Source organism: Cupriavidus sp. 05T42 (assembly GCF_056396345.1).
In genome coordinates this window covers 45,655-71,723 of record NZ_JBFTLH010000022.1, presented here as the reverse complement: position 1 = coordinate 71,723, position 26,069 = coordinate 45,655, and the positions used below count along the sequence as shown (strand labels likewise).

Genomic DNA, 26,069 nt, shown 5'->3' with positions numbered 1-26,069 from the left:
GTCGTTTGGGGTCGTGTCGAGTGACCCTGGGGCAAGTGTGACCTGCGCTGCTACGCCCGCCAATAACTCAGCTGAGTTATTGCGGGAAACGAGGACAAAGCTCGCAAATTCGGCTGCTGCACTGCGAGATTCTGAACAAAAGAACGAAATTCCATGATGCGCACCGAAAGGCGCCGCCAGCCCCGCTGCACGCGTGGCATCACTCGTTAGGGTGATGGGCGCGGTTACCCGTTGGCGTCGCGCCGGCCGGCCGCGCTGTGCGTTGCGGGATGGTGGGGGTATTCCATGAGCAGCGCGCTTACCACGCCGTTGGTCCAGCCGAAGCCGTCCTGTAGCGGATATTCGCCGCCGCCGCCGCCCTCTGCGCCGTCCATGCGCGGCTCCAGCCGATATTTCTCGACTAGCTTGTACTCGTGGGTGTAGAGGCTGCCCACCGTGGCGAGCCAGCGGTGCGCGATCTCGTCGGCCAGCGCCTCGCAGCCGTAGCGCCGCAGCCCGTGGATGGCGATCCACTGCAACGGCGCCCAGCCATTGGGCTGGTCCCACTGCTGGCCGGAGTCCCGCTCGGTCGTAGCCAGGCCCCCTGCCTCGAGCAGCCGGGCGCCCACCACGTCGGCCACGCGCGCGGCCTGCGCGGGCGTGGCCATCCGCAGGTAGAGCGGCATCAGCGTGGCCGCCGTCAACAGTTCGCGCCGCTTGCCGCGCTGCCAGTCGAAATCGAAGAACGCGCCGGCGTCCTCGTCCCACATGGTGGCGAAGATGGCGTGGCGCCGCCGCTCGGCAGCTTCCGCATATTGCCTGGCGGAATCGGGTTCGCCGGTGGCGTTGCACAGCGCGGCCAGGCGGATTTCGGCATGCCAGAGCAGGGCGTTGAGGTCGATGGGCAGGATGCAGGTGGTGCGGATGGTGGCGAGGTCGCTCGCCGGCGCCTGGGAAAACCCGGTGATCGCATCGGGCTGGCCATCGCACCATCGCGAACTGAAGTCCCAGCCTGACTCGGCCGCCGCACGCAGGTCGCGGTACACGATATGGTGGGGCCGGCCGCTGCGCCGCGCCGTCTCCACGTCCTCGAGGTAGGCCTCCTCACGCGGATGGGCGCGGTCGTCCCAATAGCGGTTCAGCACCGCGCCGTCAGGCAGCCGCACCACGCGCCGGTGGGCCGCGCCGGGCTGCAGATGCGCCGCGCCGTCCATCCAGAACGCATATTCCAGCTTCAACTGCGGCAGGTAGGCGTGCGCCGCTTCGACGGCATGGTCCTCGAACAGCGTCGTCATCAGGGAGAACACGGGCGGCTGCGAGCGGGTGAGGTAATACGTGCGCGTGCCGTTGGGCACCAGCCCGTAGGTGTCGATCAGGTAGGCGAAGTTGTCCGCCATCGCGCGCAGCAGGTCATGCCGGCCGCTGGCCGCCAGCCCGAGCATCGTGAAATACGAATCCCAGTAATAGAGTTCGCGGAAGCGCCCGCCCGGCACCACGTAGGGGCGCGGCAGCGGCAGCAGCGAGCAGAGCGACGGATGCTCGGCGGGCTCGCGCGTCAGCACCGGCCACAGGCCGTCGATATGGTCGCGCAGGGAATGGTCGGGGTTGGAGACGTAGTGCTCGTCCGGAATCGATTCGCGCGCGAAGTGCGCCTGCACGAATGCCGCGAGCGAGAAATCCGCCGACTCGCGTTGCGCGCGATAGCGCTCCAGGATGACCTCCGGCGCCACCAGCGGCACGCAATCGGGAAAGGTCTTGCTGTCGGCGAACAGGCCGCTGGCCTGCACATCGACGAACAGTTCGGCGTAGCGCTCAGCCGGCGACACCGCATCGGCCGCCGCGCAGCCATGGAGCGTGCGCGGACCGGGGCAGGGGAGGTGGGTGACCGATGGCGCCAGCGCGTGGCAATGCGCGGGGCGAGGCGTGTCGGCGCAACTGGCTTGCCGCGCGCCAGCATCGGCCGCCGCCGGGCGGGTGTGGGCCACCACGTGCGGCACGGCGTGGGGCTCGGCGTGGGGCTCGGCATGAGCCTCCTGCCCGGGCGTGGCGCCGTCTCCCGCCGTCCTGCCTTGCAGTCGCATTGCCATGCCTCCCAGGGGTTTGTTTCACGGTGAGAGTCGGGGGGATTGGGCAAAGTTCAAACCGACTGGCCCTCGGCACCCGCAATGCGGGGAATGCGCTTGCGGGGCTTCTGCGCGGCCTGCCACAGGTCATAGGTCGTCTGCATGCCGCTCCACATCTCTCGGCTCGCGCCCAGTGCCTCTTCCAGCCGGATCGAGATATCAGGCGTCATGGCCGCATGGCCATTCACGATGCGCGACAGCGTGGCGCGCGTCACCCCGATATGGCGGGCGAAGCCATTCGAGTCATGCGTTGTCTCGCGTCTTTCAGTGATGGCCCGATGTTCGATTAAATCAGTTCGCCTTCGCGCCCATTTGGCCAAACGCGCGCGGATCTGTTACGAAGCGTGCAAATCCTGATGCAGTCCGTTGTCCAGCGGCGACAAACTCGCCTGCAACGCCCCCCTCACCGCCCCGCCGCAATCCCCCGAATCCCCGCCACAAATGCCTCCGCCACCGGTTCCAGTGTCCGGTCGCTGCGGCGGAGGAGGCCGATGGGTTCTTCGGTGCCTTGGGTGTCCACGGGCAGGAGGACCATTTCGCCGGCGGCGACGGCGCGGCGGGTGGCGGAGAGGGGGGCGGCCCAGACGGTGTCGCTCTGCTGCGTGAGCAGGCGGCCGAGGTAGGCGTCGGCGGTTTCCACGCAGCCTTCGGGCAGGGTGTGGCCGTGGCGTGCCAGCAGGCTCTCGGTGCTGTGGCGCGGGATCGAGCCGATGGCGGGAATCACCAGCGGCCACGCCAGCACCTCGCGCATGGTCGGGCGCGCGTTGTCGGCGAGCGGATGGCCCGCGCGCACGGCCAGCACCAGCGGCTCCGGGCCGAGCGATTCGAACCAGAGGCCTTCCATCGCGGCGGGGTCGTCCATGCGGCCGATGACGAGGTCGAGCACGTCKGCCTTGAGCAGGTCGATCAGCGTGCGGTTCATGCCGGTCTGCACGGCCAGCGCCACCTCGGGGTGCGCGGTGCGGAATTGCGCGACGGCGTCGAGCAGCAGCGCCGGCACGATGCTCGGCAGCGCGCCCAGCCGGATGCGTTCGTGGCGCGGGGCATCGGCGCCGGCCAGGCTGTCCGCCGCCGCGTCCACGTCCTCGATGATGCGCAGCGCATGGCGCAGGAAGCGCATGCCCGCCGCCGTCAGGTCCGTGCCGGCGCGCTGGCGCACCAGCAGCCGGGCGCCGACCAGTTCCTCGAGTTCGGTCAGCGTCTTGGACACCGCCGGCTGGGTCAGGCCCAGCCGCGCACCGGCCCGGCCCAGGTGCTGGGTCTGCGCCACGGTGACGAAGCAGTGCAGGTGCCGCAGCCGGATACGGGTGCGGAACAGATCGGGCGACGGATCCGATACATCCATAACTAAAAGTCATCCAAATTACGCAAAAACTCAATTTACATGACTTCCGGCCGTGCTTACAGTCTAAGTCTCGCCCCACACACCAAAACGGAGACAGCGCGATGCCCCCACGCCCCGGTCCCTACCGTCGCCCGTACTGGGACACCCAGCCCCCGTACCGCTTCGACCCCTATGGGTCCACGCAACTGCGCGCGCCGTCCCAGCCGCTGATCGCGCTGCCGCAATCGATTTCCGAGCTGACTGGCCCGACTTTCGGCCCCGAATTCGTCCGTGACGGTGACAACGACCTGACCGCCGGCCATGGCGGCGAGCCGATCGGCGAGCGGATTCTCGTGACGGGCCGCGTGCTCGACGAGAACGGCCGCCCGGTGCCGCACGCGCTGATCGAGATCTGGCAGGCCAACGCCGCCGGCCGCTATGTGCACAAGCGCGACCAGCACGACGCGCCGCTCGACCCCAATTTCACGGGCGATGGCCGCACCCTGACCGATGCGCAGGGCCGCTACCAGTTCAAGACGATCAAGCCGGGTGCCTACCCTTGGCGCAATCATCACAACGCGTGGCGTCCGCAGCACATTCACTTTTCGCTGTTCGGCAATGCCTACGCCACGCGCCTGGTCACGCAGATGTATTTCCCCGGCGACCCGCTGCTCGCGTTCGACCCGATCTTCAACTGCGTGCCCGATGCCAAGGCGCGCGACCGCCTGATCGCCACGTTCGACTGGGCGACCACCTCGCCCGAATACGCGCTCGGTTACCAATTCGATATCGTGCTGCGTGGCCGCGATGCCACGCCGATGGAGTAAGGCCATGCTCTACGCTACCGCCTCCCAAACCGTTGGGCCGTACCTCCATATCGGCCTTGCCGCGCTGGACTGCGCCGACCTGACCGCCGATGCCCCCGACCTGGCCGGGCAGCGCATCGTGATCGAGGGCCGTGTGATCGATGGCCGCGGCGAGCCCGTGCCGGACGGCATGGTCGAGATCTGGCAGGCCAACCCCGCCGGCCGCTATCGGCATGAGGAAGACACCGGCGACGCACCGCTGGTGCCCGGCTTCACCGGCTTCGGCCGCGTGCCGACCGGCCCGGATGGCGGTTTCCGCTTCGTCACGGTGAAGCCCGGCCCGGTGCCGGATCTCGCCGGTGACCTGCAGGCGCCGCACATCATGGTGTCCGTGTTCACACGCGGGCTGGTCAAGCACGTGGCCACGCGGCTGTACTTCGGCGATGAAGCCGCCGCCAACGCCGCCGACAGCGTGCTCGGCCTGGTGCCGCCCGCGCGCCGCGCCACGCTGGTTGCAGACGCCACGGCGCCCGGCAGCTACCGCTGGAACGTGGTGCTGCAGGGCGCGGACGAAACCGTGTTCTTCGATATCTGACCCCGGCACGCCTCGCCCTCCGCGAGGCGTTTTGCCGCACAATCGGAGCATTCCTACCGGTCCGCCCCCGCCGACGATGCCCTCAATTTCCCGCCTGACCGATCCGATGTTCGGCAGTCCCCCCGTGCTCGCGATCTTTTCCGATACCGGCACCGTGCGGCGCATGCTCGATGCCGAGGCGGCCCTCGCGCGCGCCGAGGCGCACTGCGGCGTGATTCCCGCGCAGGCTGCTGCCGTCATCACCGAAGTCTGTGCCGATGTCGGCGTGATCGACCTTGATGCCCTCGCGCAGTCCGCCGTCGCCGCCGGCAACCTCGCCATCCCGTTCGTAAAGCAGTTGACCGCCGCCGTGGCGCGGCGCGATGCCGAGGCTGGCCGCTACGTCCATTGGGGCGCGACCAGCCAGGACATCATCGACACCGGCGCCATGCTGCAACTGGCCGATGCCCTGCAGGCCATCGACAACGACCTGCTGCGCCTGGGCGATGCCTGCGCGACGCTGGCCACCGCCCACCGGACCACGCCGATGGTGGCGCGCACCTGGCTCCAGCACGCGCTGCCCACCACCTTCGGCCTGAAGGCTGGCGGCTGGCTCGATGCGCTGCGCCGCGACGTGATCCGCCTGCGCCAGTCCGCCGATCAGGCGCGCGTGCTGCAATTCGGCGGTGCCGCCGGCACGCTGGCCAGCCTGGGCGACAAGGCGCCCGCCGTGGCCGCGCAGTTCGCCCGCGAGCTGCGCCTGGACCTGCCCGCGCTGCCGTGGCACGCGCATCGTGACCGGCTGGTGGCAGTGGCCACGGCGCTGGGCATGCTCACGGGCACGCTCGGCAAGATGGCGCGCGATCTGTCGCTGATGATGCAGACCGAAGTGGGCGAGGTGGCCGAGCCATCGGGCCCGGGCCGGGGCGGCTCCAGCACGATGCCGCACAAGCGCAACCCGGTGGGCTGCGCGGCGGTGCTGACCGTGGCCGTGCGCGTGCCGCCGCTGGTGGCGACGATGCTCGCCGGCATGGTGCAGGAGCATGAGCGCGCGCTGGGCGGCTGGCAGGCCGAGTGGGACACGCTGCCGCAAATCGTCACGCTCGCGGCCGGCGCGCTGCGCCAACTGGGCGACGTGGCGGCGGGCCTGGAAGTGGATGCCGCCCGCATGCGCGCCAATCTCGACCTGACACACGGCCTGATCCTGGGCGAGGCTGCGATGCTGGCCCTCGGCGGCCGCATTGGCCGGCTGGAGGCGCACCACGTGGTGGAAGCGGCCTCGCGCCGCGCGGGGGAGCAGGGCGAGACGCTGCGCGTGGCGCTGGCCGCCACGCTCGCCGCCCATCCCGCGCACGCCACGCTGTTGGATGACGCCGAACTGGACCGCCTCAGCGACCCGGCGCACTACGCCGGGCAGTCCGCCGCCTTCGCCGATGCCGCCGTGGCCGCCTGGCAGGCCCTGCGCGCCGCCTGACCCTATACCGACAAGGAGACCACGTTGCCCTATCTCGACCACGCCGGCGCCCGGCTGTTCTACACCGTCGATGGCCCGGACACCGCGCCCGCCATCGTCTTTTCCAACTCGCTGGGCACCGATCACACGATGTGGCAGCCGCAGGCCGCCGCGCTGGCGGGCCGCTTCCGCGTGGTGCGCTACGACGTGCGCGGCCACGGCCGCTCCACAGCGCCCGAGGGCGCCATCACGGTGGACGTGCTGGGCCGCGACGTGGTGGCCATCCTCGACGCCCTGCAGATCGGGCAGGCCGTGTTCTGCGGCCTGTCGATGGGCGGCCTTACCGGCATGTGGCTGGGCGCGCATGCGCCGGAGCGCTTCAGCCGCATCGTGCTGGCCAACACGGCGGCCAAGATCGGCACGGCAGACGCCTGGAGCAGCCGCATCGACATGGTGCTGCGCGACGGCATGGCGCCGCTGACTGATGCCTCGCTGCAACGCTGGTTCACGCCGGGCTTCCTCGCCACCGCCGGCCATGCGCTCGATGACCTGCGCGCGGTGCTCGCTGGCCTCGACCCGCGTGGCTACGCCGGTAGCTGCGGCGCCGTGCGCGACGCGGACCTGCGCGAGGCCGTGAAGACCATCCCCGTGCCGGTGCTGGTGATTGCGGGCAGCGACGATCCATCGACCACGGCGGCGCAGGGCCGCGAACTCGCCGCCGCCATCCCCGGGGCGATCTATGTCGAACTGCACGCCGCGCACCTGTCCAACCGCGAGCAGCCGGGCCGCTTCACTGCCGCGCTGCTCGACTTCATCCTCGGCCGCCGCCCGGTGACCGACGACGCCGCGCGCTATGAGGCCGGGCTATCGGTGCGGCGCGACGTGCTGGGCAGCGCCCACGTGGACCGCTCGCTGCAACGGATCTCGCCGCTGACCGAGGAATTCCAGAACCTGATTACCCGCTATGCCTGGGGCGAGATCTGGACGCGCGAGGGCCTGCCGCGCCATACGCGCAGCCTGATCACGATTGCGATGATGGTGGCGCTGAATCGCTCGGAGGAGTTGAAGCTCCATCTGCGCGCCGCCGCCAACAACGGCGTCACGCGCGACGAGATCAAGGAAGTGCTGTTGCAGACCGCGATCTATTGCGGCGTGCCGGCGGCGAATTCGGCGTTCCACATGGCGGAGGAGGTCTTCGCCGAGCTTGACCGGTAGTTGGTAGTCAGCCGCACACCATAAAAAAACGGATCGGGAGACAGGCCATGGGTCAGCAGGGCAACGGCGTGCCGCGCGCCACGCGCGTGGCGATCATCGGAGCAGGGCCGGCCGGGCTGTTGCTCGGGCAACTGCTTACCGTGGCCGGCATCGACAACGTCATCATCGAGCAGCGCAGCGCCGAACACGTGCTGGGGCGCATCCGCGCCGGCATCCTCGAATCGGTGACCGTGGATGCGCTCACGCGCGCCGGCGTGGACCAGCGGCTGCGCGCGGAGGGGCTGCGGCACCATGGCATCGAGCTGTCGTACCAGGGCGCGCGCCACCGCATCGACTTCCACGCGCTGATTGGCCGCGACGTCACGGTGTATGGCCAGACCGAGGTCACGCGGGACCTGATGGCGGCGCGCGCAGCGTCTGGCATGCCCATCGTCTACGAGGCCACCGAGGTCTCCCTGCACGATTTCGATACGGACCGGCCCCGCGTGACCTTCCGCCACGCCGGCAGCGCGCACGAACTGGCCTGCGACTATGTGGCCGGCTGCGATGGCTTCCATGGCGTGAGCCGGGCCAGCGTGCCGGAGGCATCGACACGGATCTTCGAGCGGGTCTATCCGTTCGGCTGGCTCGGCGTGCTGTCCGAGACGCCGCCGGTGGCCGACGAACTGATCTACGCCAGCCACGAACGCGGGTTTGCGCTGTGCAGCATGCGGTCGAAGACGCGCAGCCGCTACTACGTGCAGGTGCCGGCCACGGAGCGCGCGGAGAACTGGTCCGATGCGCGCTTCTGGGACGAACTGCGCGCCCGGCTCGACCCCGCCGCCGCGCAGGCGCTGGTCACCGGCCCGAGCATCGAGAAAAGCATCGCACCGCTGCGCAGCTTCGTCTGCGAGCCGATGCGCTTCGGGCGCCTGTTCCTGGCGGGCGATGCCGCGCATATCGTGCCGCCCACCGGCGCCAAGGGGCTGAACCTGGCCGCCAGCGACGTGCTGTACCTCGCCGACGGGCTGATCGCCCAGTACCAGCACGGCGATCCGGCCGAACTCGACGCCTATTCCGCGAAATGCCTGCGGCGCGTGTGGAAGGCGGAGCGGTTCTCGTGGTGGATGACCGCGCTGCTGCACCGCTTCCCCGATGCCGATGCGTTCGCGCATCGCATCCAGCAGGCCGAACTCGACTATCTGGTCGGCTCCGAGGCTGCCTGCCGAGCGCTGGCCGAGAACTACGTGGGGCTGCCGGCGTAGGACGCTTGCCGAGGCGCAAGTCGTCTGCCGGCGGACAGCAGGGGGCGGCGATGGCACGCGACAATGGCGCTATCGCCCCTCGGAGGTCCACCATGAAGCGTGTCGTGCTCGGGCTTGCTGCCCTCGTTGCCCTCACCACTGCCGCGCTGGTCCCGGCGCGCGCCGAGCCGGCCGCGCCGCTGGCGCCCATCGCCTCGCTCGACGTGGCCCGCTACATGGGCACGTGGTACGAAATCGCCAAATACCCGAACCGCTTCCAGCGCCAGTGCGCCGGCCACACCACGGCGCAGTACGCGGCGCGGTCCGATGGACGCGTCGATGTGGTGAACCGCTGCCGCAAGGCGGATGGGACGAGCGATGACGCCACCGGCGTGGCTCGGCCGGTGGGGGAGGCCGGCACGCCGAAGCTGGAGGTGCGATTCGCCCCGGCGTGGCTGTCCTTCCTGCCGTGGGTCTGGGGCGACTACTGGGTGATCGACCTCGACCCCGGCTACACGCTTGCTGCCGTCAGCGAGCCGGGCCGCGACTACCTCTGGATTCTTTCCCGCACGCCCACCGTGGATTCCGGCGCCTATCAGGCGCTGCTGCGCCGGCTGGAGGCGAAGGGCTTCGACATCACCCGGCTCCAGGCTACGCCGCAGGACTGACGTCCATCCATCCATATTCATGAAGTATGGATGCGCCATCCGACATATATTTTACGTAGCACCAAGCCGGTGATACCGTCTCGCTCCAACATGCGGCACAAGCACCGCATGCGCTTGGAGGAGACCACAACATGACATCCGGATCGAACGTCCGGCGGCGCCTGGCGCTGCTGGCGGCTGCCTGTGCGGCCACTGCATTGATGGCCGCGTGCGGCGGTGGCGACGACGCCCCGACGGCGTCGGGCGGGGCGCCCAGCACCGGCGCCCCCGGCACTGACAACCCCGACATCCCGACCCAGCCGGCCCAGCCGACGTTAAGCGCGCTGGAGGCCTGCAACGCGCTGAACGGCGCCAGCCTGCCGGCCTCGGCGCTGACGCTGGCCTCGGGCGGCGCCACGGTCAAGGCGGCTACGCTGGTTGCCGCCGATGCCACCGGCAACACGCTCGGCGAGTACTGCCAGGTGCGCGGCACCATCGCTCCCGTGGACGCTGCCGCGTCCAACATCAACTTCGCGGTGAACCTGCCCACGCAGTGGAACGGCAAGGGCATCCAGTTCGGCGGCGGCGGGTTCGACGGCACGCTGATCGACGGCACCGAGACCGTACGCTTCGCGCTGCCGGACGACCCGGCGCCGCTGGCGCGCGGCTACGCCACCTGGGGCGATGATTCCGGCCACCAGAGCACCAGCATCACCGATGGCCGCTTCGCCACCAACGACGAGCAGCTCGCCAACTATGGTGGCGACACGCTCAAGAAAACCCATGACGTGGCCCTGGCGATGATCCGCCAGCGCTATGGCCGTGCGCCCACGCGGGCGTACTTCCTCGGCACCTCCACGGGCGGGCGGGATGCGCTGAGCTACATCCAGCGCTGGCCGGCCGACTACGACGGCGTCATCGCCAACGAGCCGGCGCTCAACTACACCGGCACGCGCCTCTCCAACGTGGCCGTGGGCCGCGCGCTCTACCTGAACGGCGGCGCCGGCTGGCTCAACATCAACAAGACGCTGATGGTGCAGGCCGCTGCCATGGCCGCCTGCGACACGCTGGACGGCGTGGCCGACAAGGTGGTCAGCAATGTCGAGGGCTGCCGCCTCGGCGCGATGCAGGTACTCGCCAATTTGCGCTGCCCCGGCGGCACGGACACGGGCGACACCTGCCTCTCGGACGCGCAGATTGCCACCGTCAAGATCATCGAGCAGCCGCTCCAGCTGACCTACCCGCTGGCCAACGGCGTGACCGTGGCCGGCGGCTACAACATCCTGGAAGGCGCGCTGGTGGCGGGGCCGTTCACCACGCGTGACCTCGGCACGCGGCCGGTGCCCGGCAATCCGGCCACCACGGCGGATTCGAACATGTACCTGACCGGCGACCAGTGGGTGAAGTACTTCGTCACCCGCGCCGCCACGTTCGACGCGCTGACCTTCGACCCCGCCAGCCCGGGTAGCTGGACCTCGCGCGTGCAGACCGTCTCGGCGCTGACCGATGCCACCAACCCGGACCTGTCCGCGTTCCTGGCGAAGGGCGGCCGGCTGATCCTGCTGCACGGGCTGGCCGACGAGGTCATCAGCCCCAACTCGACCATCGCCTGGTACAAGGCCGTGATCGCGCGGGTGGGGCAGGCGGCGGTGGACCAGGGCATCACGTTCTACACGGTGCCGGGCATGGGCCATGGCACGGGCAGCTTCCTGCCGGCGTGGAACTCCCTGACCGCACTCGAGAACTGGGTGGAGATTGGCGTGGCGCCGGGCCAGCGGACGGTGATGGACACCAACGCCGGCACCTATGGCCGCACGCGGCCGCTGTGCCAGTACCCGGCGTGGCCGAAGTACAAGGGCTCGGGCAGCCAGGACGCGTCCATCAACTACACCTGCGAGGGCGCGTCGGGCATCGTGCAGTCCTGCCTGAACCTGCCGGCCGTGGCCACCACGTGGAAGGGCGGCAATACCAACGGCGAGGAACTGTCGGTGCGTGTGGACCCGGCCACCCTCCAGTACACCGTGACGATCGATGCCAGCCTGCAACGGACCGCCGGCGTGACGCGCACCGGCCAGCTTGTCTCGCAGGGCGGGTGCACTTATGCCAGCGACGAGAACGGCGCCAACTTCACCTTCACCGGCGGCGGGGTGCTGGCGGGCGGGGTGAGGCCGCTCTCGGGCGCTGGCTTCCTGCCGCTGGTGGCCTTCCAGACCGTGTCGTCGGACTTCAAGGCGGTGGCCGACATCTACAACGTCAATGGCGTGCAGACGGCGGTGGCGGGTGGCGCGGTGACACTGCGTACCGGCTCGGCACGGCTGCGCTCGTCGGCAGCCACGTGGCAGACCTGCTCGGCAACGGCGGCGGGCGGTTTCATGGTCTATGACGCGGCCTGCGCCAACACCAGCAAGGGCTACATTGTCTGGAACCCGGCGCGCAACGCGTTCGACTACTTCGTKGGCGGCACCATCGCCGCCGGCGACGGCGTGCTGAGCGGGTCGCTGATCAGCGGCATCGTCAACGGCAAGCCGGTGCCGCTGGTCCTCACGCGCTCGGCCACGGCCTACGGGATGAACGTGTACGCCTCGCAGCCCACGGCACCGCTGACGGCGGGCGCGGCCGATGGCCGGTATCGCTTGATGGGCACCGATKGCAGCCAGGTCAGCGCCGACCTCAACGCCACGGCCATCGTGCGCGACGGCGCCTCGGGCGTGCTGACCTACAACCAGCCGGTGGCGGGCGTGCTCGACGCCTCGGGCGGGGTGGTGGCGTCGTACCTGTCGAACGGTGGCCTGCTGATCGGTACGTCGGCGGGACGGTTCGAGCTGGGGTTACTGAATTGAAGTGATGCGGTGATGACGAAAAGGCGGGCCTTGATGGCCCGCTTTTAGCGCTCCTTTTTGGGCGGTAGCGCCGGCCCCCGCCCGCGATTCATTCTGCTATCAACTTCCAATGTCTTCCGTCTGACTCCAGCCGGTGCGTCAATCGAAGCGACTGCAGGAAACGTGTGTCGTGAGAGGCCACGACCAGGGCGCCGGGATAATCGTCCAATGCCTGCTCTACCGCCTGGATGGATTCCAGATCGACGTGATTGGTCGGCTCGTCCAGCAATAGCAGTTGCGCGGGCTCGGTGCTCCACAGCACGCACGCCAGCGCACCCTTGAGTCGCTCACCGCCGCTCAACGCACCGGACGGCAGGTTCACAAGGTCGGCGTTCAAGCCCAGCAGCGAAAGATGGCTGCGCAATACCCCGTCCGGCAGCGGCGTTTCCAGTTCATGCAGGCGTTCGAGAACCGACAGGTGGGGTGGCAACACGCTGGTCGCTCGCTGATCGAGCCATGCGCTGCGCACGCCGGTCTGGCAAATGCCAGAGACCGGGGCAATGGTGCCCGCCAACATCTTCAGCAACGTTGTCTTGCCGCTGCCATTCGGACCGGTCACGGCGACGCGCACGGGTCCCGCCAGCGTCAGCGTAAGGGGCGCACTGTCTTCCGGAAACGGCGCGACGGCGTCTTCCAGATGGATCACGCGTTTGCCAGCCGCAATGGCAGTTGCTGGCAGGATAAGTGCGACAGCTTTGTCGGGCTCGATTCGACGTGCTGCCAATTGAACCGCCTCGTCGAGCTTGACCTGCACGTCCTGCTGGCGAAGTCGCTGCCGGCCTGCAAATACCTCTGCGCCATCCTTGCGGCGGCCCATGGCGATCCCCGGAAGATTCGCGTCCTTTGCGCCTTTCGTCTGACGTGCGGTGCGGCGCTGTTGCGCGTCATGTTGACGCTGCGCCGCACGCTCGGCGGCGTCGCGATCCGTCCTTGCGCGGTCGAGCGAAGCCTGCGCCGCCGCCGCTTCGGTGCTGCGCTGAGCCTGATAGAGCGTGTAATCGCCGCCGTAACTGCGCATCCCGCCCGGTGTCAGTTCGACGATGCGGTCCATCAGGTCCAGCAATTCCCGGTCGTGACTGACGAGAATCAGGCCGCCGGTCCATCGCTGCAACTTGTCACGCAGCCATTCGCGCGCGGTGTGATCCAGGTGGTTCGTGGGTTCGTCGAGGACCAGGCCTTCCGCGTCGGATAGAAAGGCGCCGATCAGTGCAACGCGGGTAAGTTCGCCACCGCTCAGCGATCCCGCCAGCCCTTTTGGGTGCAGGTGCGGCAGTCCGCTGTCCGCCAGCGCCTGCTCCAGATCGGCGCGGATATGCCACCGTCCATCGAGTAAATCGAAGTCGGTGGGATGCGGCGTACCGCCTTCCATTCGCGCCAGCGCATCGAGTATTGGTGTCAATCCGGCGACATCGGCAACCGTCGCGCCTTTTGCGGGGACGATTTCCTGCGGCACGTAGGCGACCGTGCCATGGCGCGTGACCTGCCCGGTCTCCGGCTGGAACAAACCGACCAACACCCTCGCCAGCACACTCTTGCCCGCGCCATTCCGGCCCAGCAAGCCGGTACGCTCGCGCTGGAAGGTGTCATTCAGATCGTGTAGGAGCGTCCTGCCGTCCGGCAACGTCACCGTGACATGCCGCACGGAGATGGAGAAACCCGTGGCGTCCGGTGGGAGKCCATCGGAAGCAACGGGAGGCGCAAGCGTTAATACCCCAAGGGCTTCGCGTTCGATATCCGCCATAGTCGAATTCAAATGTTGATACAGCCGAGTGTCTCACGAAGGCCGGCGATTGTTGCCGCCAGGACAACATGCTGAGGGCCTTCACGATACTACTGGCGCCGGCTCCCCCTGACTACACTGCGTCACACGGTAGGTCGAATCGCGAGCACAACGAAGCGCGCGAATTTCGCGGTCGTTCTCGTCCACCGCKCCGCCTCACGCGGCTCACCCCACGCAAACCAACAGGACTACTGAAAATGAGCGAAACAATCCACAATGTGCAGCCGGTTATCGCCAACGTTGGCAAAGAAGGTTTTGGCGAACTCGTGTCTTCCCGCTACGCCGTGCGCGTGGGTGACGTCGACGTCCTGCTGATCAGCGATGGGGTTCTGCCGCTGCCGACCTCCACCATGTCCACCAACGTGAAGGAAGCCGACCGCAACGAATGGTTCGACGATCGCTTCCTGCAGCGCGACATGTTCGACTGGGCGCTGAATATCGCCCTCGTGCGCAGCGGCGACCGCCTGATCCTGGTCGACTCGGGCGTGGGCGACGGTTTCGAATACTTCTCGCGYGCCGGTCGCTCGGTGCTGCGCCTGGAAACGGCTGGCATCGACCTCGCAGCCATCACCGACATCGTGATTACCCATATGCATATGGACCACGTCGGCGGGCTGAATGTGGATGGCGTCAAGGCCAAGCTGCGCCCGGACGTGCGCATTCACGTGGCGGCCGCGGAAGTGGAGTTCTGGAAGAACCCGGACTTTAGCAAGACCGTGATGCCGGAAGCGGTGCCGCCCGCGCTCCGCAAGGCCGCCGCAACGTTCGTGGAACTCTACAGCAAGAACATCGTGCAGTTCGGCCAGACCGTGCAAGTGGCGGCGGGCGTGTCGGCGCGCGTGACCGGTGGCCACACGCCGGGACACTGCGTGGTGGACGTCGCATCGAAGGGCGAGAAGCTGACGTTCGTCGGCGACGCGATCTTCGAGGTCGGCTTCGAGCATCCCGCATGGCAAAACGGCTTCGAGCACGAGCCTGAAGTGGCCACGGAAGTCCGCATCGCGCTGCTCGATGAAGCCGCCGAAACCGGCTCCATGCTGGCCGCCGCGCACATCGCGTTCCCGTCCATCGGTCATATTGCGAAGAACGGTGATGCCTACCGCTTCGTGCCGGTGCAGTGGGATTACTGATATCGGTTGCACTGACGACTGTCAAAGAAGCCGCCGCGAGTTCACAAGACTCGCGGCGGTTTTTTTTCATCGCGTGCTGGACGAATGCGCGACGCGTCTTCTACGCGAGCATCAGGTCCAGGTTTTGAATTGCGGCGCCGGATGCGCCCTTGCCGAGATTATCGAAGACCGCAGACAGGAGAACGTGCCCGTGCGCCATGCCGGGAAATACGCTCAAGCGCATGTCGTTTGTGCCGTTCAGCATTTGCGGATCCAGCTGCTTTACGGCGCTCGATTCTTGCAGCGGCAAGACATGTACGTGGTCCGTCTTGGCATAGTGGCGCGCGAGGCAGGCGTGCAACGTGGCGCCATTTGCGCCGGGTGCCAGCAGCCGCAACGTTAGCGGCACCGTCAGCACGATGCCCTGGCGGAACGCTCCGTATGCAGGGACGAAAATGGGCGGCTGCGCGAGCCCGGCGTGCTGCTGGATCTCCGGCGTGTGCTTGTGCGCGAGTTCCAGGCCATAGACCTGATATGAAGGCGCGTTAGCGGCTCCCGGCCCCTCATATTCCTCCACGCCGGCGCGTCCGCGTCCGGAGTAGCCCGATACCGCATGAATGCTGATGGGGTAATCGCCCGGTATCAGCCCCGCTTGCACCAACGGACGCAGCAGGCCAATCGCACCGGTCGGATAGCACCCAGGGTTGGTGACCCGACGTGCGTTGGCAATGCGCTCGGCCTGCCCCGGCGCCATCTCCGGAAATCCGTAAGTCCAGTCCGGCTGTGTACGGTGGGCGGAGCTTGCGTCGATGACGCGAACCGCAGGATTGACGATGGTGGCCACTGCCTCGCGCGCAGCGGCATCCGGCAAACAGAGGAGGGCGATGTCGCAGGCGTTGATGGCTTCTGCGCGACGCCGCAAATCCTTGCGCTCCGCAGCAGCAAGCGTAATCAGCCTGATGTCGGTCCGGTTACGGAGCCGTTCGTGGATGAGCAAGCCGGTGGTGCCCTGGTCGCCATCGATGAAAACAACGGGAGAGCTCATACGTGAAAGACTCCGCTGACTTTGGGTTGTAAGAAATAGAGAGAAGCCTCATATTGCGTGGACCACTACAATAGAGAAAGTTGAATTTCATAACCTGAACATTCAGTTTTCCTGAACCTGGACGCCGACATGCGAGAGATCAGCCTGGACCGCCTGCGCACGCTGGTCGCCATTGCAGACCGCGGCTCATTTGCGGAAGCGGCGCGTGCATTGCACCTGGCGCCGCCAACGGTCAGCCTTCATATCGCTGAACTGGAAGCCCGCATTGGGGCGCCACTCCTGTCGCGGAAGCGCGGACATGTCAGGCCGTCGGCGATAGGGGAGGTGCTGGTGGAGCGCGCGCGTCGACTGCTGGCCGATGCGGAGCAGGCGTTGGACGATATTCAACGCCAGGTGCAGGGGCTCGAAGGGCGCGTGCGGCTCGGTGCGTCGACTGGCGCGATCGCGCATCTGTTGCCGCAAGCGCTTGAGGTGCTACGCCAGCACCATCCCGCCATCGACATTCAGGTTGCGGTGCTGACTTCACATGAAACCTTGTCCCGACTGGCGGATGGGACGCTGGACGTTGGGCTGGTCGCACTCCCTCAGCCCCCGGTGGCTGGACTCGTGATCAAGCCTTGGCGGCGCGACCCCGTGATGGCCTTTGTGCCGGCGCATTGGCAGTGTCCGGCCCGCGTCACGCCTGATTGGCTCGCTGCCCAACCTCTCATTCTCAATGACGCGACCACGCGTCTTTCACGTCTGACTGCGGAGTGGTTCGCGGCCGGGGGGTGTCATCCTGCGCCTCGCATTCAGCTCAACTACAACGACGCGATCAAGAGTCTGGTAGCGGCAGGTTACGGCGCCGCGCTGTTGCCCCATGAGGCGACGTCGCCATTGCCCGACACGCGCATTGTCATGCGTCCGTTGCGCCCGGCGTTCTGGCGTCGGCTCGGCATTGCACATCGTGCGGGGTACGTTGAGCGTTCGACGCAACACGTGCTTGATATGTTGCGGGATCTGCGCTTGGCGTAGGCGTTGTCCTTTTCCGCTGCATCGTCGCACMGTCCAATGGCACTATTTGTGGATCCAGTCCCGCATCTGAACAACAGGATGACTTATGTATCACCTGTCAGGCGTCTACACGGAGGAAAACGATGGCACGCGTTCGCGTTGAAGGCTTCACCATTTCGCTCGACGGATACGGAGCGGGTCCGAACCAAGACCTCAGCCATCCGCTCGGCGTTGGCGGGACGGAACTCCACCAGTGGCTAGTCCCGACACGCACCTTCCAGCAAGCCTTGTTCGGCAAGGAAGGCGGTACGACCGGGATTGACGACGATTTCGCCGCCCGAAGCTTTCAGAATGTCGGCGCCTGGATTCTTGGGCGGAACATGTTCGGACCCATTCGTGGGGATTGGCCGGACGAAAGCTGGAAAGGCTGGTGGGGAGATAGTCCGCCTTACCACGTTCCGGTCTTCGTCCTGACCCATCATGCTCGGCCTTCCATCGAGATGGAAGGTGGCACCACGTTCCACTTCATAACAGGCGGCATTCGCGAGGCGCTCGACCGTGCACGCGACGCCGCTGCCGGCATGGACGTGCGGATCGGCGGTGGGGCGCATACGATCCGGCAGTATCTTCGCGAGGGCCTGATTGACGAGCTGCACATTGCAATCTCCCCGGTCCTGCTTGGGCGGGGAGAGTCGCTGTTCGACKGGGTTGACCTGGTGGCGCTGGGATACCAATGCGTGAAATCCGTAGCGTCGGAGAAGGCTACGCATGTGATCCTGCGGCGCCAGGCGCGCTAGGACGCCTAGTCACGCGTTGAAGGCCGACATTACTGAAGGGCCGATTTCAGTCCGGCAACGCCTCGCCCACCGCGTCCCGATCCTTCCTGTGCTTGGCCGCAATCCGATGGGTCAGCGCCACCAGCGCCGCAACGGCCGGGTCGGCGTCGTTGGCCCGGTAGCCAAGGGTGAGCGGGGCGCGCAGGCGGTCGGTCTCGACCATGCGGCAGTAGGCCACGCCGTGGCGGTTGAGCCCGGCCATCGACGCCGGCACCACGCTCACGCCGGCGCCAGCCGCCACCAGATTGAGGTTGGTCAGCATCCGTTCCACCTCGGCGCCGATGCGCGGCGTGAAGCCCAGCGCCTCGCATTCGCGCAGCAGGTCGCCGTACATGCCCGGCGCGCCGGGCCGGCGGACCAGGATGAACGGATCGCCCTTCAGTTCGCGCAGTGACACCGGCGTGCCGGCGGCCACGCCTTCGGCCGCCCGGCGGCGCAGCAGCGCGTGGTCCAGCGGCAGGGCGATCACCATTTCTTCCTCGAGCAGGAGGTCGAAGCGCACGCCTTCCGGGTGTTGCACCGGGGCGCGCAGCAGCGCCGCGCTGAGCGTGCCATCGGCCAGTTGCTCGATGGCTTCGGCCGCGTTGCGCTCGGTCAGGGAGAGCGTCACGCGCGGAAACTGCCGCCGGCAGGCGCGCAGCACCTCGGGGGTGAGCGTGTGCGCCGCCGCCGAACTGGTGAAGCCGATGGCCAGCGCGCCTTCGTCGCCGCGCGCCATGCGCTGCATGCGCGCGCGCATTTGCTCGATACGGGCGAACAACTCCACGGCGTCGCCATGGAGCGCGGTCCCGGCGGCGGTCAGGGCTACGCCGCGCGGCTGGCGGTCGAACAGGGACACGCCCAGCTCGGTCTCCAGCGCCTTCAACTGCTGGGAGAGCGGGGGCTGCTGGATGCCCAGCTGCTCGGCGGCGCGGGTCACGGAGCCGGTTTCGGCCACGGCCAGGAAATAACGCAGGTGTCTCAGTTCCATCGGTGGTCCGATATGTCGTGAATATGGCAGATGCCGAAAGCATATATTTTACGAGCGGGCCCGGCCAGCCTAGTATTGGCGTTTTGCCGGATACGGCAGACATAAGACCAAGGAGACACCATGCCCGGCGCGCCACGCTTCGCCCGATTCACCTTGCTGATGGCCGCCACGGCGGCGCTTGCTGCCGGCTGCGCCAGCCAGCCCCCGGCGCCTTCCGCCTCTGGCGAAGCACCTGCCACATCCGCCGCCAAGCCCCAATGGCAGCGCGTGCACCTGGGCAGCGGCGCCGGCTATGACTTCCCGGTCTACGCCAACCATCCGCTGACGGCGGACCTGCGCGGCATTCGCGAGGTGGTATTCGTGCAGCACGGCCTGCAGCGCAATGGCGACGATTACTACGCAGCCGGCGCCGCACTGCTCCAGGCCAGCGGCCGCAAGCCGGAAGAGGTGCTGCTGATCGCCCCGAACTTCCCCGGCACGCCCGATGCCGCCAAGCACTTCGACAACATGCCGGTCTGGACCGTGCAAGGCTGGATCGGCGGCGAAGACGCGGTGTCCGGCCCCGGCGCCGGCGTCAGCTCGCTCCAGGTGCTGGACGACCTGCTGGCCTTCGTCACGGACAAGTCGCGCTTCCCCGCCGTGAACAAGGTCACCGTGGCGGGCCATTCGGGCGGCGCCCAGATMGTCCACCGCTACGCCGTGCTGAACAACGTGGACGAGCGCGTGCGCGCGGGCGGCATCGATCTGCGCTACGTGGTGGCCAATCCCTCGTCCTATCTCTACTTCACGCCGGACCGGCCGGTGGCGCCTGATCTCAAGCGCTTCGCGCCGTACAGCACCACGACCTGCGCGGACTACGACAAGTACCGCTACGGCATGCAGGACATGGTGGCCTACGCCAAGGGCGCCAATGGCATGACGCTCTACCAGCGCTACATGCAGCGGCAGGTCACCTATATGGTGGGTAGCGAGGATAACGATCCGAATCACCGTGTGCTCGATAAGGCATGCGGCGCCGAGGCCGAAGGCCCCACGCGCCTCCAGCGCGGGCGCGCCTACCAGCGCTACGAGCAATTCCTCGCCAAGCCGGGCCAGACCAGCCGCCATCGCGCCTTTGAAGTGGTGGGCGTGGGGCACGATCAGGCGCGCATGTTCGGCTCGCAGTGCGGCGCGCAAGCGGTGTTCGGCATGGAACCAGCCGCCAACGCGGCGGGCGCCGTGTGCCGGGCACCGCAGCTGTGAGGGCCTGGGCAAGACGGGGTTTGCCCCCAAGGCGGGCAGGGCGGGCTGGTGCTAGCATGCCGCGAGCTATTCGACTCGCGCCCCTGCATCCATGCCGTTCCCTCCGGTTCCGCCTGACCGGGCCCGCCGCCGCCTGACCCATGGTCTGGCGGGACTGGCCGGACTGGCGGTACTCCCGCTGTTCCCCCGCGCCGCATGTGGCGCAGACACCACGCACCTGCTGGTCGGCTATGCCGCCGGCGGGGGTGCCGACCATATCGCCCGTCTCGTCGCCGACAGCCTGACCACGGACGGCGTGCCCACCATCGTCGAGAACCGCCCCGGCGCCGCCGGCCAGATCGCCCTGCACGAGGTGGCGCGCGCCACGTCCGGCCCGCGCACCTTGCTGCTCGGCACAGTAGGCTCGGTCAGCATCGGCCCGCTATTGGCCGCCGCGCCCGAGCCGCCGGCCACGCCGTTGCAGCCGGTGGCCATCGTCGCCACCACGCCGCACGTGCTGCTGGCCTCCGCGGAGGCGCCCGCTGCCACGCAGACSCTCCAGGCCCGGCTGGCCGAAGCGCGTCGGCGCCCCGGCGAACTGGCCTACGCCTCCCTCGGCATTCATTCCAGCGCCCATCTGGTGGGCGAATTGATCTGCCAGCAGGCGGGTGTGTCGATGAACCACGTGCCGTATCCCGGCAGTGCGCGCGCATTGGTCGATCTGCAGGGCGGACACGTGGCGCTGCTGGTGAGCACGCTGCAGGCCGCGTTGCCGCTGATGCGTCAGGGCAAGGTGCGCGCGCTGGCGGTGACCGGTGCCGCGCGCAGCCCGCTCGCGCCGAACGTGCCGACGTTCGAGGAGGCCGGCGTGCCCGGCATGCGGCAGGACGCCTGGTACGGCGTGCTGGCGGCGCCCAGCATGTCCGCGCGCGCCTGCGCGGCGCTGGCGGACCGCTTCACGCGGCTGCTGCGCACGCCGGCTCTGCGGCAACGTCTGGGTCAGGACGGCGCCGAGCCGCTGGCGCTCACCGGCGCGCAGGCTTCCGACTACCTGGCGCGCGAGCGCGAGGTCTGGCGGCAGGCCATCGGCCGCGTGGCCAGCCGGCTCGCCTGACGGTTCGCCCGGGCGCGCTGCCTATATATATAGAGGGAATCCCACGAAAGACGCCGGGGCACCCTTGCGAGTGCCCCGGCGGTGGACCCCGAGTTATCTGCGCGCCCTGAACTTCAGCGCACTGCGGCAACCGTGGAAATGCCGCGCGGGGTCCGAAAAGACGAAGAGGAAGCCGACTTACGGCTGGCGGCTCTTGTCCTGGTCCTTCTGGCCACCTTGCTGGCCTTGTTGCCCTTGCTGGCCGCCTTGCTGACCGCCACCTTGCTGGCCTTGACGGCCGGACTCCTGTTGCTGCTGGCCACCGCGTTGGTCCTGGTTGCCCATCTGGCCCCCGCCCTGGCGTTGTTGGTCCTGGCTGCCACCTTGCTGGTTACCGCGCTGGCCGGGTTGCTGCTGCTCTTGCTGCTTCTGGCCCGGTTGGGATTGGTTCCCCTGTTGCTGCTGTCCCATTGCTAGTCTCCATGTCGCGGCGAGGCTGCCGCAGGCCCAGAGTCGCAATGGCCGTGCCAAGCCCTCGGAGGTTGAGAATGTGGGGGAAAAGTGGGGGTTATGGCATCTTTAGGGCATCTGTCAGACATACAGGTAACGCATACGTGGCTCCCCATGTGCGCCGATTTACAACGCGTGCCGTGTTTTTACCGGTCGGGCGCGTCGCCCACGTGGCCCCGGCGCGGAAAACCGCCGCGAGGCCCTGTCCACGCGTCATTTGGGCGATCTGGCACGCGATGTGCAGAACAGTGGCTGTCACTTCCTCAACAAGGAGATCGAGCATGAAGACAGCACAGACCCTGCGCATTACACGTATTGCACTGATGACCGCCGCGCTGGCCGCTGCGGGTGGCGCGCATGCCCTGGACATGGGGGGTGGCGGCTTCATCAAGGTGGCCGACACCAGTGTCCGCAGCGATAACAGCGCGGCCCCGCCGGCAAACAATGCGTCGGGCATGCCTGGCCATACCGAAGGTGACAAGGAAAAGCGTCCCGCCGCGACCACTGACGCCAAGATGGACGCCAGCGTGGACAAGGGCGTGGATAACTCCAAGCAGGTTGTCACCGACAGCGCGTTGACCACCAAGGTCAAGACGAAGCTGCTGGCGACCAAGGACCTCAAGTCCACCGGCATCCACGTGAAGACCAAGGACCGCGTGGTGGCCCTGACCGGCACGGTGCCGACCAAGGACCAGCACGAGATGGCGCTGGAAACGGTGCGCTCGGTGGAAGGTGTGAATTCGGTGCGCGACAACCTGAAGGTATCGTCGCGTTAATGCACACGCGCTAGTTTTTTATGCGCGGCGACCTCGTCGTCGCCCTCTGCGCGGAGCCGCGGTCATCCCACGTACCGCGGCTCTTTTTGCGGCTCGTCTTGCGGCTTTGACTTCGGTCAAGCCGCTTTGCGCTTTTTGGCGGGGGCGGCCTTCCTGGCTGCGGTCTTCTTCGGCGCGGCTTTCCTGGTCGCCGCTTCCTTTGTCGATGTCTTTGTCGATGCCTTTGTCGATGCCTTCTTCGCCGTCGCCTTCCCCGCAGCCTTCTTCGTCGCCGGCTTTTCCTCTTCCTCGTCATCCAGAAGATCGGCATTGCGGCTGGCCGGCCTGGCCGGTGCCTTGCCCCGATGGCCGATGCTCTGCTTGAGCAGCGCCATCATGTCGATGACCTTCGCGCCCTTGCCGCTGGGCGCCGCTTCCTCGGACGCCGGCGTCAGCAGGTGCGTCTTGCCGGCCTTGATCTTGGCGTGGATGCGCGCCATCAGGTCTTCGCGATAGGTGTTGCGGTACTGCTCCGGCTTCCAGTCCTCGCTCATGTCCTTCACCAGCCTGGTGGCCATGGCCACCTCGCGCGGGGTCGCCGCCTTGCCCTTGCCACCAGAAGGCAGGCTGAGATCCTCGATCGGCACCACCTCGTCCGCAAAGCGCATCGTATTCAGCACCAGCGCCTTGCCCACCACCAGCAGCGCCGCCAGGTGCTGGCGGTTGCGCAGTACCACCAGCGCCAGCGCGGCGCGGCCGGTCTTGCGCAGGGTCTCGTGCAGCAGCGCGTAGCCGCGCTCGCCGCGCTTGTCCGGCTCCAGGTAGTAGGGGGTGTCGAAGTAGTAGGGCGGAATGCTGTCCGCTTGCACGAAGCTGACGATGTCGACGGTCTGCGTGGCCTCGACGTTGGCCTGCCGGAAGTCCTCGTCGCTGAGCACCACGTACTCGTCCTTCTCGTACTGGTAGCCCTTGACGATGTGCTCGCTGTCGATGACCTTGCCGGTGTGTTTGTTGATGCGCTGGTAGCCCACCGGCGCCATGTCGCGCTGGTCCAGCAGGTCGAGGTCCAGCGTATGGCTGCGCGAGGCGGTCTTCAGCGCGACGGGGATATTGACGAGGCCAAAGCTGATGGCCCCTTTCCAGATGACGCGGGACATGGCCCGTGGCCCCTACGCGCGCTGCGGCGGCGGGGGCGGGAGATCGCCCGGGGGCGGATCGCTGACCGGCTCGGGCGGACCCGGCGGCGGCTCCGGCGGCGGGGCCTCGGGCGGCGGGGGCACGATGTCGGGTTCGGGCGTGATGTGCAGGTGCAGGGGCGGGGGCAGGGGCAGGGGCTGATGCAGCATGAGGCTCCTCGGGGTCAGGCGTCTAGTTCATCGAGCATGCGGGTCAGGGCACCGAGGTCGGCGGGTTTGACCAGATGCAGGTCGAACCCCGCCGCGCGCGTGCGCCGGCGGTCGTCGGGCTGGCCGAAGCCGGTCAGCGCCACGATGCGCGCGTGGCGCAGCTCGGGAATCTCGCGCAGCCGGCGCGCGGTCTCGAAGCCGTCCATGGTCGGCATGCCGAGGTCCAGCAGCACCACGTCCGGCCGCACGCTGGCCGCGCACGCCACGGCGCTCTGGCCATCAGGCGCCGTCACCACGGTGTGGCCGAGCGTCTCCAGCGTCATGGTCATGGCCTCCAGCGCATCGACGTTGTCATCGACCAGCATGATGGTGTGCGCGGTGCCCGGCTGGGGGCGCGATTTCCCGGTCGGCGGATGCCAGTTCTGCCACGGTTCCACGGGCAGTTCCACGACGAAGGTGCTGCCCATGTTGCGGCCCGGGCTTGCGGCGCTGACCCGGCCGCCATGCAGCGTGACCAGCTTCTGCACCAGCGTCAGGCCAATGCCGGCGCCTTCGCGCGCGGCAAAGGTATCGGGATCCGTGGCGATATCGGCCGGCTGGGGCGCGTCGCCGTCCCGGTCATCGTGCTCGGCATGCAGCGCGGCCAGTTTCGGGGCCCGGTTGGCGGCGACGCTGGCCGCCGCGATCGACGCGGCATCGGGCGTCGGCGTTTCTTCCAGCGGATTGCCGGACTCCGGCGCCAGCGGATCGAACAACTGCCGTTGCAGCGCCTGGGAAAGCCCGGCGCCGTTGTCGCTCACCCGCACGATCACGCGGCCATCGGCTGCGGCGGCCTCCACGGCCAGCGTGCCGCCCTCGGGCGTGTACTTGGCGGCGTTGTGCAGCAGGTTGGCGAAGATCTGCGTCAGACGGACCATGTCGCCGCGAATCGGCAGCGGCTGCTCGGGCAACGACAGGCGCAACGTGTGCCGGCGTTCCTCCAGTAGCGGGCGCACCGTTTCCACGGCCGTGTTCAGCGCACCGCGTAACTCCACGAGGTCTCGCCGCAGGGTGATCTTGCCCTGGTTGAAGCGGGACACGTCGAGCAGTTCGTCGACCAGCCGGGTCATGTGATGCAACTGCCGGCCGATGATGTCCCGCGCGCGGAACATGTCCTCGCGGCTTGGGGAGAACTGCTGGAGCAGGTCCACCGCGCTGCGCATCGGCGCCAGCGGGTTGCGCAGCTCGTGGGCCAGCATGGCGAGGAATTCGTCCTTGCGGCGTTCCTCGTTATGCAGCGTGCGCTCGGCGCGCTTGTGGCGCGTCACGTCCTGGCAGATGCCCGCCACGCGCAGGCAGCKGCCATCCGCCCCGCGCACGGGGAAGGCGCGCATATGGACTTCGCGGATCTCGCCGTTGGGGCGTTCGAGCTGGAATTCGGTGTCGAGCAGGCCATCGCGCAGCATGCTCTGCCATTCGGCTTCCATGCGCGAGCGTTCCTCGGGCAGCACCCATTCGAGCCAGCGGTGCGGGTCTTGCAGCACCGCCTGGGTCGGGCGGCCCCAGAGCGATTCGAACGAGGGGCTGACGAACAGGAAGCGTCGGGTGGTCGGGTCGAGAATCCAGACCACATCGGCCAGCGCCTCCGCCAGTTGGCGGAACAGGTCTTCGTTTTCGTGCAGTGCCTGCGAGGTGCGGCGGAAGGCATCCTCAGCCCCGCGCATGCGCAGCAGGGCGTTGATGCTGGAGACCAGTTCCTCCGACTCCACTGGCTCGATCAGGAAGCTGTCGGCGCCGCCGTTGAGCGCCTGTACGCGCCGGTGGGAATCGGACATGCCGGGTGACGTCAGCAGCACCAGGGTGCGCGCGCTCTGCGGATCATTCTTGATCAGGCGGCAGACTTCCAGTCCGTCCACGTCGGGCAACTGGGTGCCGAGCAGCACGAGATCGGGGGTGTGCTGGCGGACCAGCGACAGCGCAGCCTGGCCGTTCGACGCCTCCAGCACCGAGAAGTCGGCCCGGTGGAGGATCCGGCTCTTGACGTAGCGCGGCCCCTCGCGGTCTTCCACGTTGAGAATCAGCGGGCGCCGGCTGGGATGGGCGGTCGAGGCGTTCATGGCTGGCAGGCGGCAGGATCGGCCGCGATAGTGAAGACGGATGCCCGGAGTGCGCCACGCGTGGCAAGGCCGGCCGGACGTGCCGGCAGGGC

General features: G+C 67.9%; 23 protein-coding genes. 14 read left to right on the top strand and 9 right to left on the bottom strand.

Annotated elements, in window-relative coordinates:
• Positions 1 to 224 precede the first annotated feature (224 nt).
• The 3 genes from treF to AC1EJR_RS23325 all read right to left on the bottom strand — a co-directional run bounded on the left by treF (position 225) and on the right by AC1EJR_RS23325 (position 3,447).
• On the bottom strand, positions 225 to 2,060 hold the full coding sequence (gene treF, locus AC1EJR_RS23335) for an alpha,alpha-trehalase TreF (RefSeq protein ID WP_477113260.1): 1,836 nt from the start codon (positions 2,058 to 2,060) through the stop codon (positions 225 to 227).
• Between the two features lie 56 nt (positions 2,061 to 2,116).
• Positions 2,117 to 2,422 (bottom strand): HigA family addiction module antitoxin, encoded by a 306-nt coding sequence (locus AC1EJR_RS23330; protein ID WP_255370996.1) that lies wholly within the window; start codon positions 2,420 to 2,422, stop codon positions 2,117 to 2,119.
• An 83-nt stretch (positions 2,423 to 2,505) separates the two neighbouring features.
• On the bottom strand, positions 2,506 to 3,447 hold the full coding sequence (locus AC1EJR_RS23325) for a LysR substrate-binding domain-containing protein (protein WP_092301464.1): 942 nt from the start codon (positions 3,445 to 3,447) through the stop codon (positions 2,506 to 2,508).
• 101 nt (positions 3,448 to 3,548) lie between these two features.
• On the opposite strand from AC1EJR_RS23325, the gene pcaH reads away from it, so the two are divergent.
• The 7 genes from pcaH to AC1EJR_RS23290 all read left to right on the top strand — a co-directional run bounded on the left by pcaH (position 3,549) and on the right by AC1EJR_RS23290 (position 12,184).
• Entirely contained in the window at positions 3,549 to 4,253 is a 705-nt protein-coding gene (gene pcaH, locus AC1EJR_RS23320; RefSeq protein WP_092301461.1) for a protocatechuate 3,4-dioxygenase subunit beta, read from the top strand.
• Between the two features lie 4 nt (positions 4,254 to 4,257).
• Positions 4,258 to 4,827 (top strand): protocatechuate 3,4-dioxygenase subunit alpha, encoded by a 570-nt coding sequence (gene pcaG, locus AC1EJR_RS23315; RefSeq protein ID WP_092301458.1) that lies wholly within the window; start codon positions 4,258 to 4,260, stop codon positions 4,825 to 4,827.
• A gap of 76 nt (positions 4,828 to 4,903) precedes the next feature.
• Positions 4,904 to 6,280 carry a 3-carboxy-cis,cis-muconate cycloisomerase gene (locus AC1EJR_RS23310; protein WP_477147618.1) on the top strand — a complete coding sequence of 459 codons (1,377 nt, stop codon included), beginning with the start codon at positions 4,904 to 4,906 and terminating at the stop codon, positions 6,278 to 6,280.
• A 24-nt stretch (positions 6,281 to 6,304) separates the two neighbouring features.
• Positions 6,305 to 7,474: a bifunctional 3-oxoadipate enol-lactonase/4-carboxymuconolactone decarboxylase PcaDC gene (gene pcaDC, locus AC1EJR_RS23305; RefSeq protein WP_441592541.1), complete on the top strand. Its 1,170-nt coding sequence runs from the start codon at positions 6,305 to 6,307 to the stop codon at positions 7,472 to 7,474.
• 47 nt (positions 7,475 to 7,521) lie between these two features.
• Positions 7,522 to 8,718, top strand: a complete 1,197-nt coding sequence (gene pobA, locus AC1EJR_RS23300) for a 4-hydroxybenzoate 3-monooxygenase (protein ID WP_477113262.1) — start codon at positions 7,522 to 7,524, stop codon at positions 8,716 to 8,718.
• Between the two features lie 92 nt (positions 8,719 to 8,810).
• Entirely contained in the window at positions 8,811 to 9,365 is a 555-nt protein-coding gene (locus AC1EJR_RS23295) for a lipocalin family protein (RefSeq protein ID WP_441592543.1), read from the top strand.
• Between the two features lie 131 nt (positions 9,366 to 9,496).
• The gene (locus AC1EJR_RS23290; protein ID WP_477147617.1) at positions 9,497 to 12,184 is read left to right on the top strand and encodes a tannase/feruloyl esterase family alpha/beta hydrolase; all 2,688 of its coding nucleotides are present in this window, start codon (positions 9,497 to 9,499) and stop codon (positions 12,182 to 12,184) included.
• Positions 12,185 to 12,272: 88 nt separating this feature from the next.
• Here the strand turns inward: AC1EJR_RS23290 and AC1EJR_RS23285 are convergent, their stop codons facing one another.
• Complete coding sequence (locus AC1EJR_RS23285; RefSeq protein WP_477113264.1) at positions 12,273 to 13,964, bottom strand: ABC-F family ATP-binding cassette domain-containing protein; 1,692 nt, start codon at positions 13,962 to 13,964, stop codon at positions 12,273 to 12,275.
• Between the two features lie 236 nt (positions 13,965 to 14,200).
• On the opposite strand from AC1EJR_RS23285, the gene AC1EJR_RS23280 reads away from it, so the two are divergent.
• Positions 14,201 to 15,133 (top strand): MBL fold metallo-hydrolase, encoded by a 933-nt coding sequence (locus tag AC1EJR_RS23280; RefSeq protein ID WP_092301443.1) that lies wholly within the window; start codon positions 14,201 to 14,203, stop codon positions 15,131 to 15,133.
• A 100-nt stretch (positions 15,134 to 15,233) separates the two neighbouring features.
• Here the strand turns inward: AC1EJR_RS23280 and argC are convergent, their stop codons facing one another.
• On the bottom strand, positions 15,234 to 16,157 hold the full coding sequence (gene argC, locus AC1EJR_RS23275; protein ID WP_092301440.1) for an N-acetyl-gamma-glutamyl-phosphate reductase: 924 nt from the start codon (positions 16,155 to 16,157) through the stop codon (positions 15,234 to 15,236).
• Between the two features lie 129 nt (positions 16,158 to 16,286).
• Here argC and AC1EJR_RS23270 point away from each other — a divergent pair, with 129 nt between their 5' ends.
• Together AC1EJR_RS23270 and AC1EJR_RS23265 are read left to right on the top strand one after the other, a co-directional pair.
• Positions 16,287 to 17,171 (top strand): LysR family transcriptional regulator, encoded by an 885-nt coding sequence (locus AC1EJR_RS23270; protein WP_477113265.1) that lies wholly within the window; start codon positions 16,287 to 16,289, stop codon positions 17,169 to 17,171.
• A gap of 122 nt (positions 17,172 to 17,293) precedes the next feature.
• A complete protein-coding gene (locus AC1EJR_RS23265; RefSeq protein ID WP_477147616.1) occupies positions 17,294 to 17,947 on the top strand; it encodes a dihydrofolate reductase family protein in 654 nt (217 codons plus the stop codon).
• A 46-nt stretch (positions 17,948 to 17,993) separates the two neighbouring features.
• On the opposite strand, the gene AC1EJR_RS23260 is transcribed toward AC1EJR_RS23265, so the two are convergent.
• A complete protein-coding gene (locus AC1EJR_RS23260; RefSeq protein ID WP_441592549.1) occupies positions 17,994 to 18,956 on the bottom strand; it encodes a LysR family transcriptional regulator in 963 nt (320 codons plus the stop codon).
• Between the two features lie 120 nt (positions 18,957 to 19,076).
• On the opposite strand from AC1EJR_RS23260, the gene AC1EJR_RS23255 reads away from it, so the two are divergent.
• The 4 genes from AC1EJR_RS23255 to AC1EJR_RS23240 all read left to right on the top strand — a co-directional run bounded on the left by AC1EJR_RS23255 (position 19,077) and on the right by AC1EJR_RS23240 (position 22,556).
• On the top strand, positions 19,077 to 20,198 hold the full coding sequence (locus AC1EJR_RS23255; protein ID WP_441645112.1) for a hypothetical protein: 1,122 nt from the start codon (positions 19,077 to 19,079) through the stop codon (positions 20,196 to 20,198).
• A 91-nt stretch (positions 20,199 to 20,289) separates the two neighbouring features.
• Positions 20,290 to 21,291, top strand: coding sequence for a tripartite tricarboxylate transporter substrate binding protein (locus AC1EJR_RS23250; protein ID WP_441592551.1), 1,002 nt, complete (start codon positions 20,290 to 20,292; stop codon positions 21,289 to 21,291).
• Between the two features lie 132 nt (positions 21,292 to 21,423).
• The gene (locus tag AC1EJR_RS23245) at positions 21,424 to 21,747 is read left to right on the top strand and encodes a hypothetical protein (RefSeq protein ID WP_441592552.1); all 324 of its coding nucleotides are present in this window, start codon (positions 21,424 to 21,426) and stop codon (positions 21,745 to 21,747) included.
• Between the two features lie 314 nt (positions 21,748 to 22,061).
• The gene (locus AC1EJR_RS23240; RefSeq protein WP_092301422.1) at positions 22,062 to 22,556 is read left to right on the top strand and encodes a BON domain-containing protein; all 495 of its coding nucleotides are present in this window, start codon (positions 22,062 to 22,064) and stop codon (positions 22,554 to 22,556) included.
• A gap of 116 nt (positions 22,557 to 22,672) precedes the next feature.
• Here the strand turns inward: AC1EJR_RS23240 and ku are convergent, their stop codons facing one another.
• The 3 genes from ku to AC1EJR_RS23225 are packed head-to-tail and all read right to left on the bottom strand — an operon-like array spanning position 22,673 to position 25,977.
• A complete protein-coding gene (ku, locus tag AC1EJR_RS23235; protein WP_477113267.1) occupies positions 22,673 to 23,692 on the bottom strand; it encodes a non-homologous end joining protein Ku in 1,020 nt (339 codons plus the stop codon).
• Positions 23,693 to 23,704: 12 nt separating this feature from the next.
• Positions 23,705 to 23,881: a hypothetical protein gene (locus AC1EJR_RS23230; protein ID WP_441592554.1), complete on the bottom strand. Its 177-nt coding sequence runs from the start codon at positions 23,879 to 23,881 to the stop codon at positions 23,705 to 23,707.
• A gap of 14 nt (positions 23,882 to 23,895) precedes the next feature.
• Positions 23,896 to 25,977 carry a hybrid sensor histidine kinase/response regulator gene (locus tag AC1EJR_RS23225; protein WP_477147615.1) on the bottom strand — a complete coding sequence of 694 codons (2,082 nt, stop codon included), beginning with the start codon at positions 25,975 to 25,977 and terminating at the stop codon, positions 23,896 to 23,898.
• Positions 25,978 to 26,069 lie beyond the last annotated feature (92 nt).

Bases quoted from the DNA above. Each gene is read 5' to 3' on its own strand.
- treF (WP_477113260.1), bottom strand. From the start codon at position 2,060: ATGCGACTGCAAGGCAGGACGGCGGGAGACGGCGCCACGCCCGGGCAG.
- pcaH (WP_092301461.1), top strand. From the start codon at position 3,549: ATGCCCCCACGCCCCGGTCCCTACCGTCGCCCGTACTGGGACACCCAG.
- pcaG (WP_092301458.1), top strand. From the start codon at position 4,258: ATGCTCTACGCTACCGCCTCCCAAACCGTTGGGCCGTACCTCCATATC.
- AC1EJR_RS23310 (WP_477147618.1), top strand. From the start codon at position 4,904: ATGCCCTCAATTTCCCGCCTGACCGATCCGATGTTCGGCAGTCCCCCC.
- pobA (WP_477113262.1), top strand. From the start codon at position 7,522: ATGGGTCAGCAGGGCAACGGCGTGCCGCGCGCCACGCGCGTGGCGATC.
- AC1EJR_RS23295 (WP_441592543.1), top strand. From the start codon at position 8,811: ATGAAGCGTGTCGTGCTCGGGCTTGCTGCCCTCGTTGCCCTCACCACT.
- argC (WP_092301440.1), bottom strand. From the start codon at position 16,157: ATGAGCTCTCCCGTTGTTTTCATCGATGGCGACCAGGGCACCACCGGC.
- AC1EJR_RS23270 (WP_477113265.1), top strand. From the start codon at position 16,287: ATGCGAGAGATCAGCCTGGACCGCCTGCGCACGCTGGTCGCCATTGCA.
- AC1EJR_RS23260 (WP_441592549.1), bottom strand. From the start codon at position 18,956: ATGGAACTGAGACACCTGCGTTATTTCCTGGCCGTGGCCGAAACCGGC.
- AC1EJR_RS23240 (WP_092301422.1), top strand. From the start codon at position 22,062: ATGAAGACAGCACAGACCCTGCGCATTACACGTATTGCACTGATGACC.
- ku (WP_477113267.1), bottom strand. From the start codon at position 23,692: ATGTCCCGCGTCATCTGGAAAGGGGCCATCAGCTTTGGCCTCGTCAAT.
- AC1EJR_RS23230 (WP_441592554.1), bottom strand. From the start codon at position 23,881: ATGCTGCATCAGCCCCTGCCCCTGCCCCCGCCCCTGCACCTGCACATC.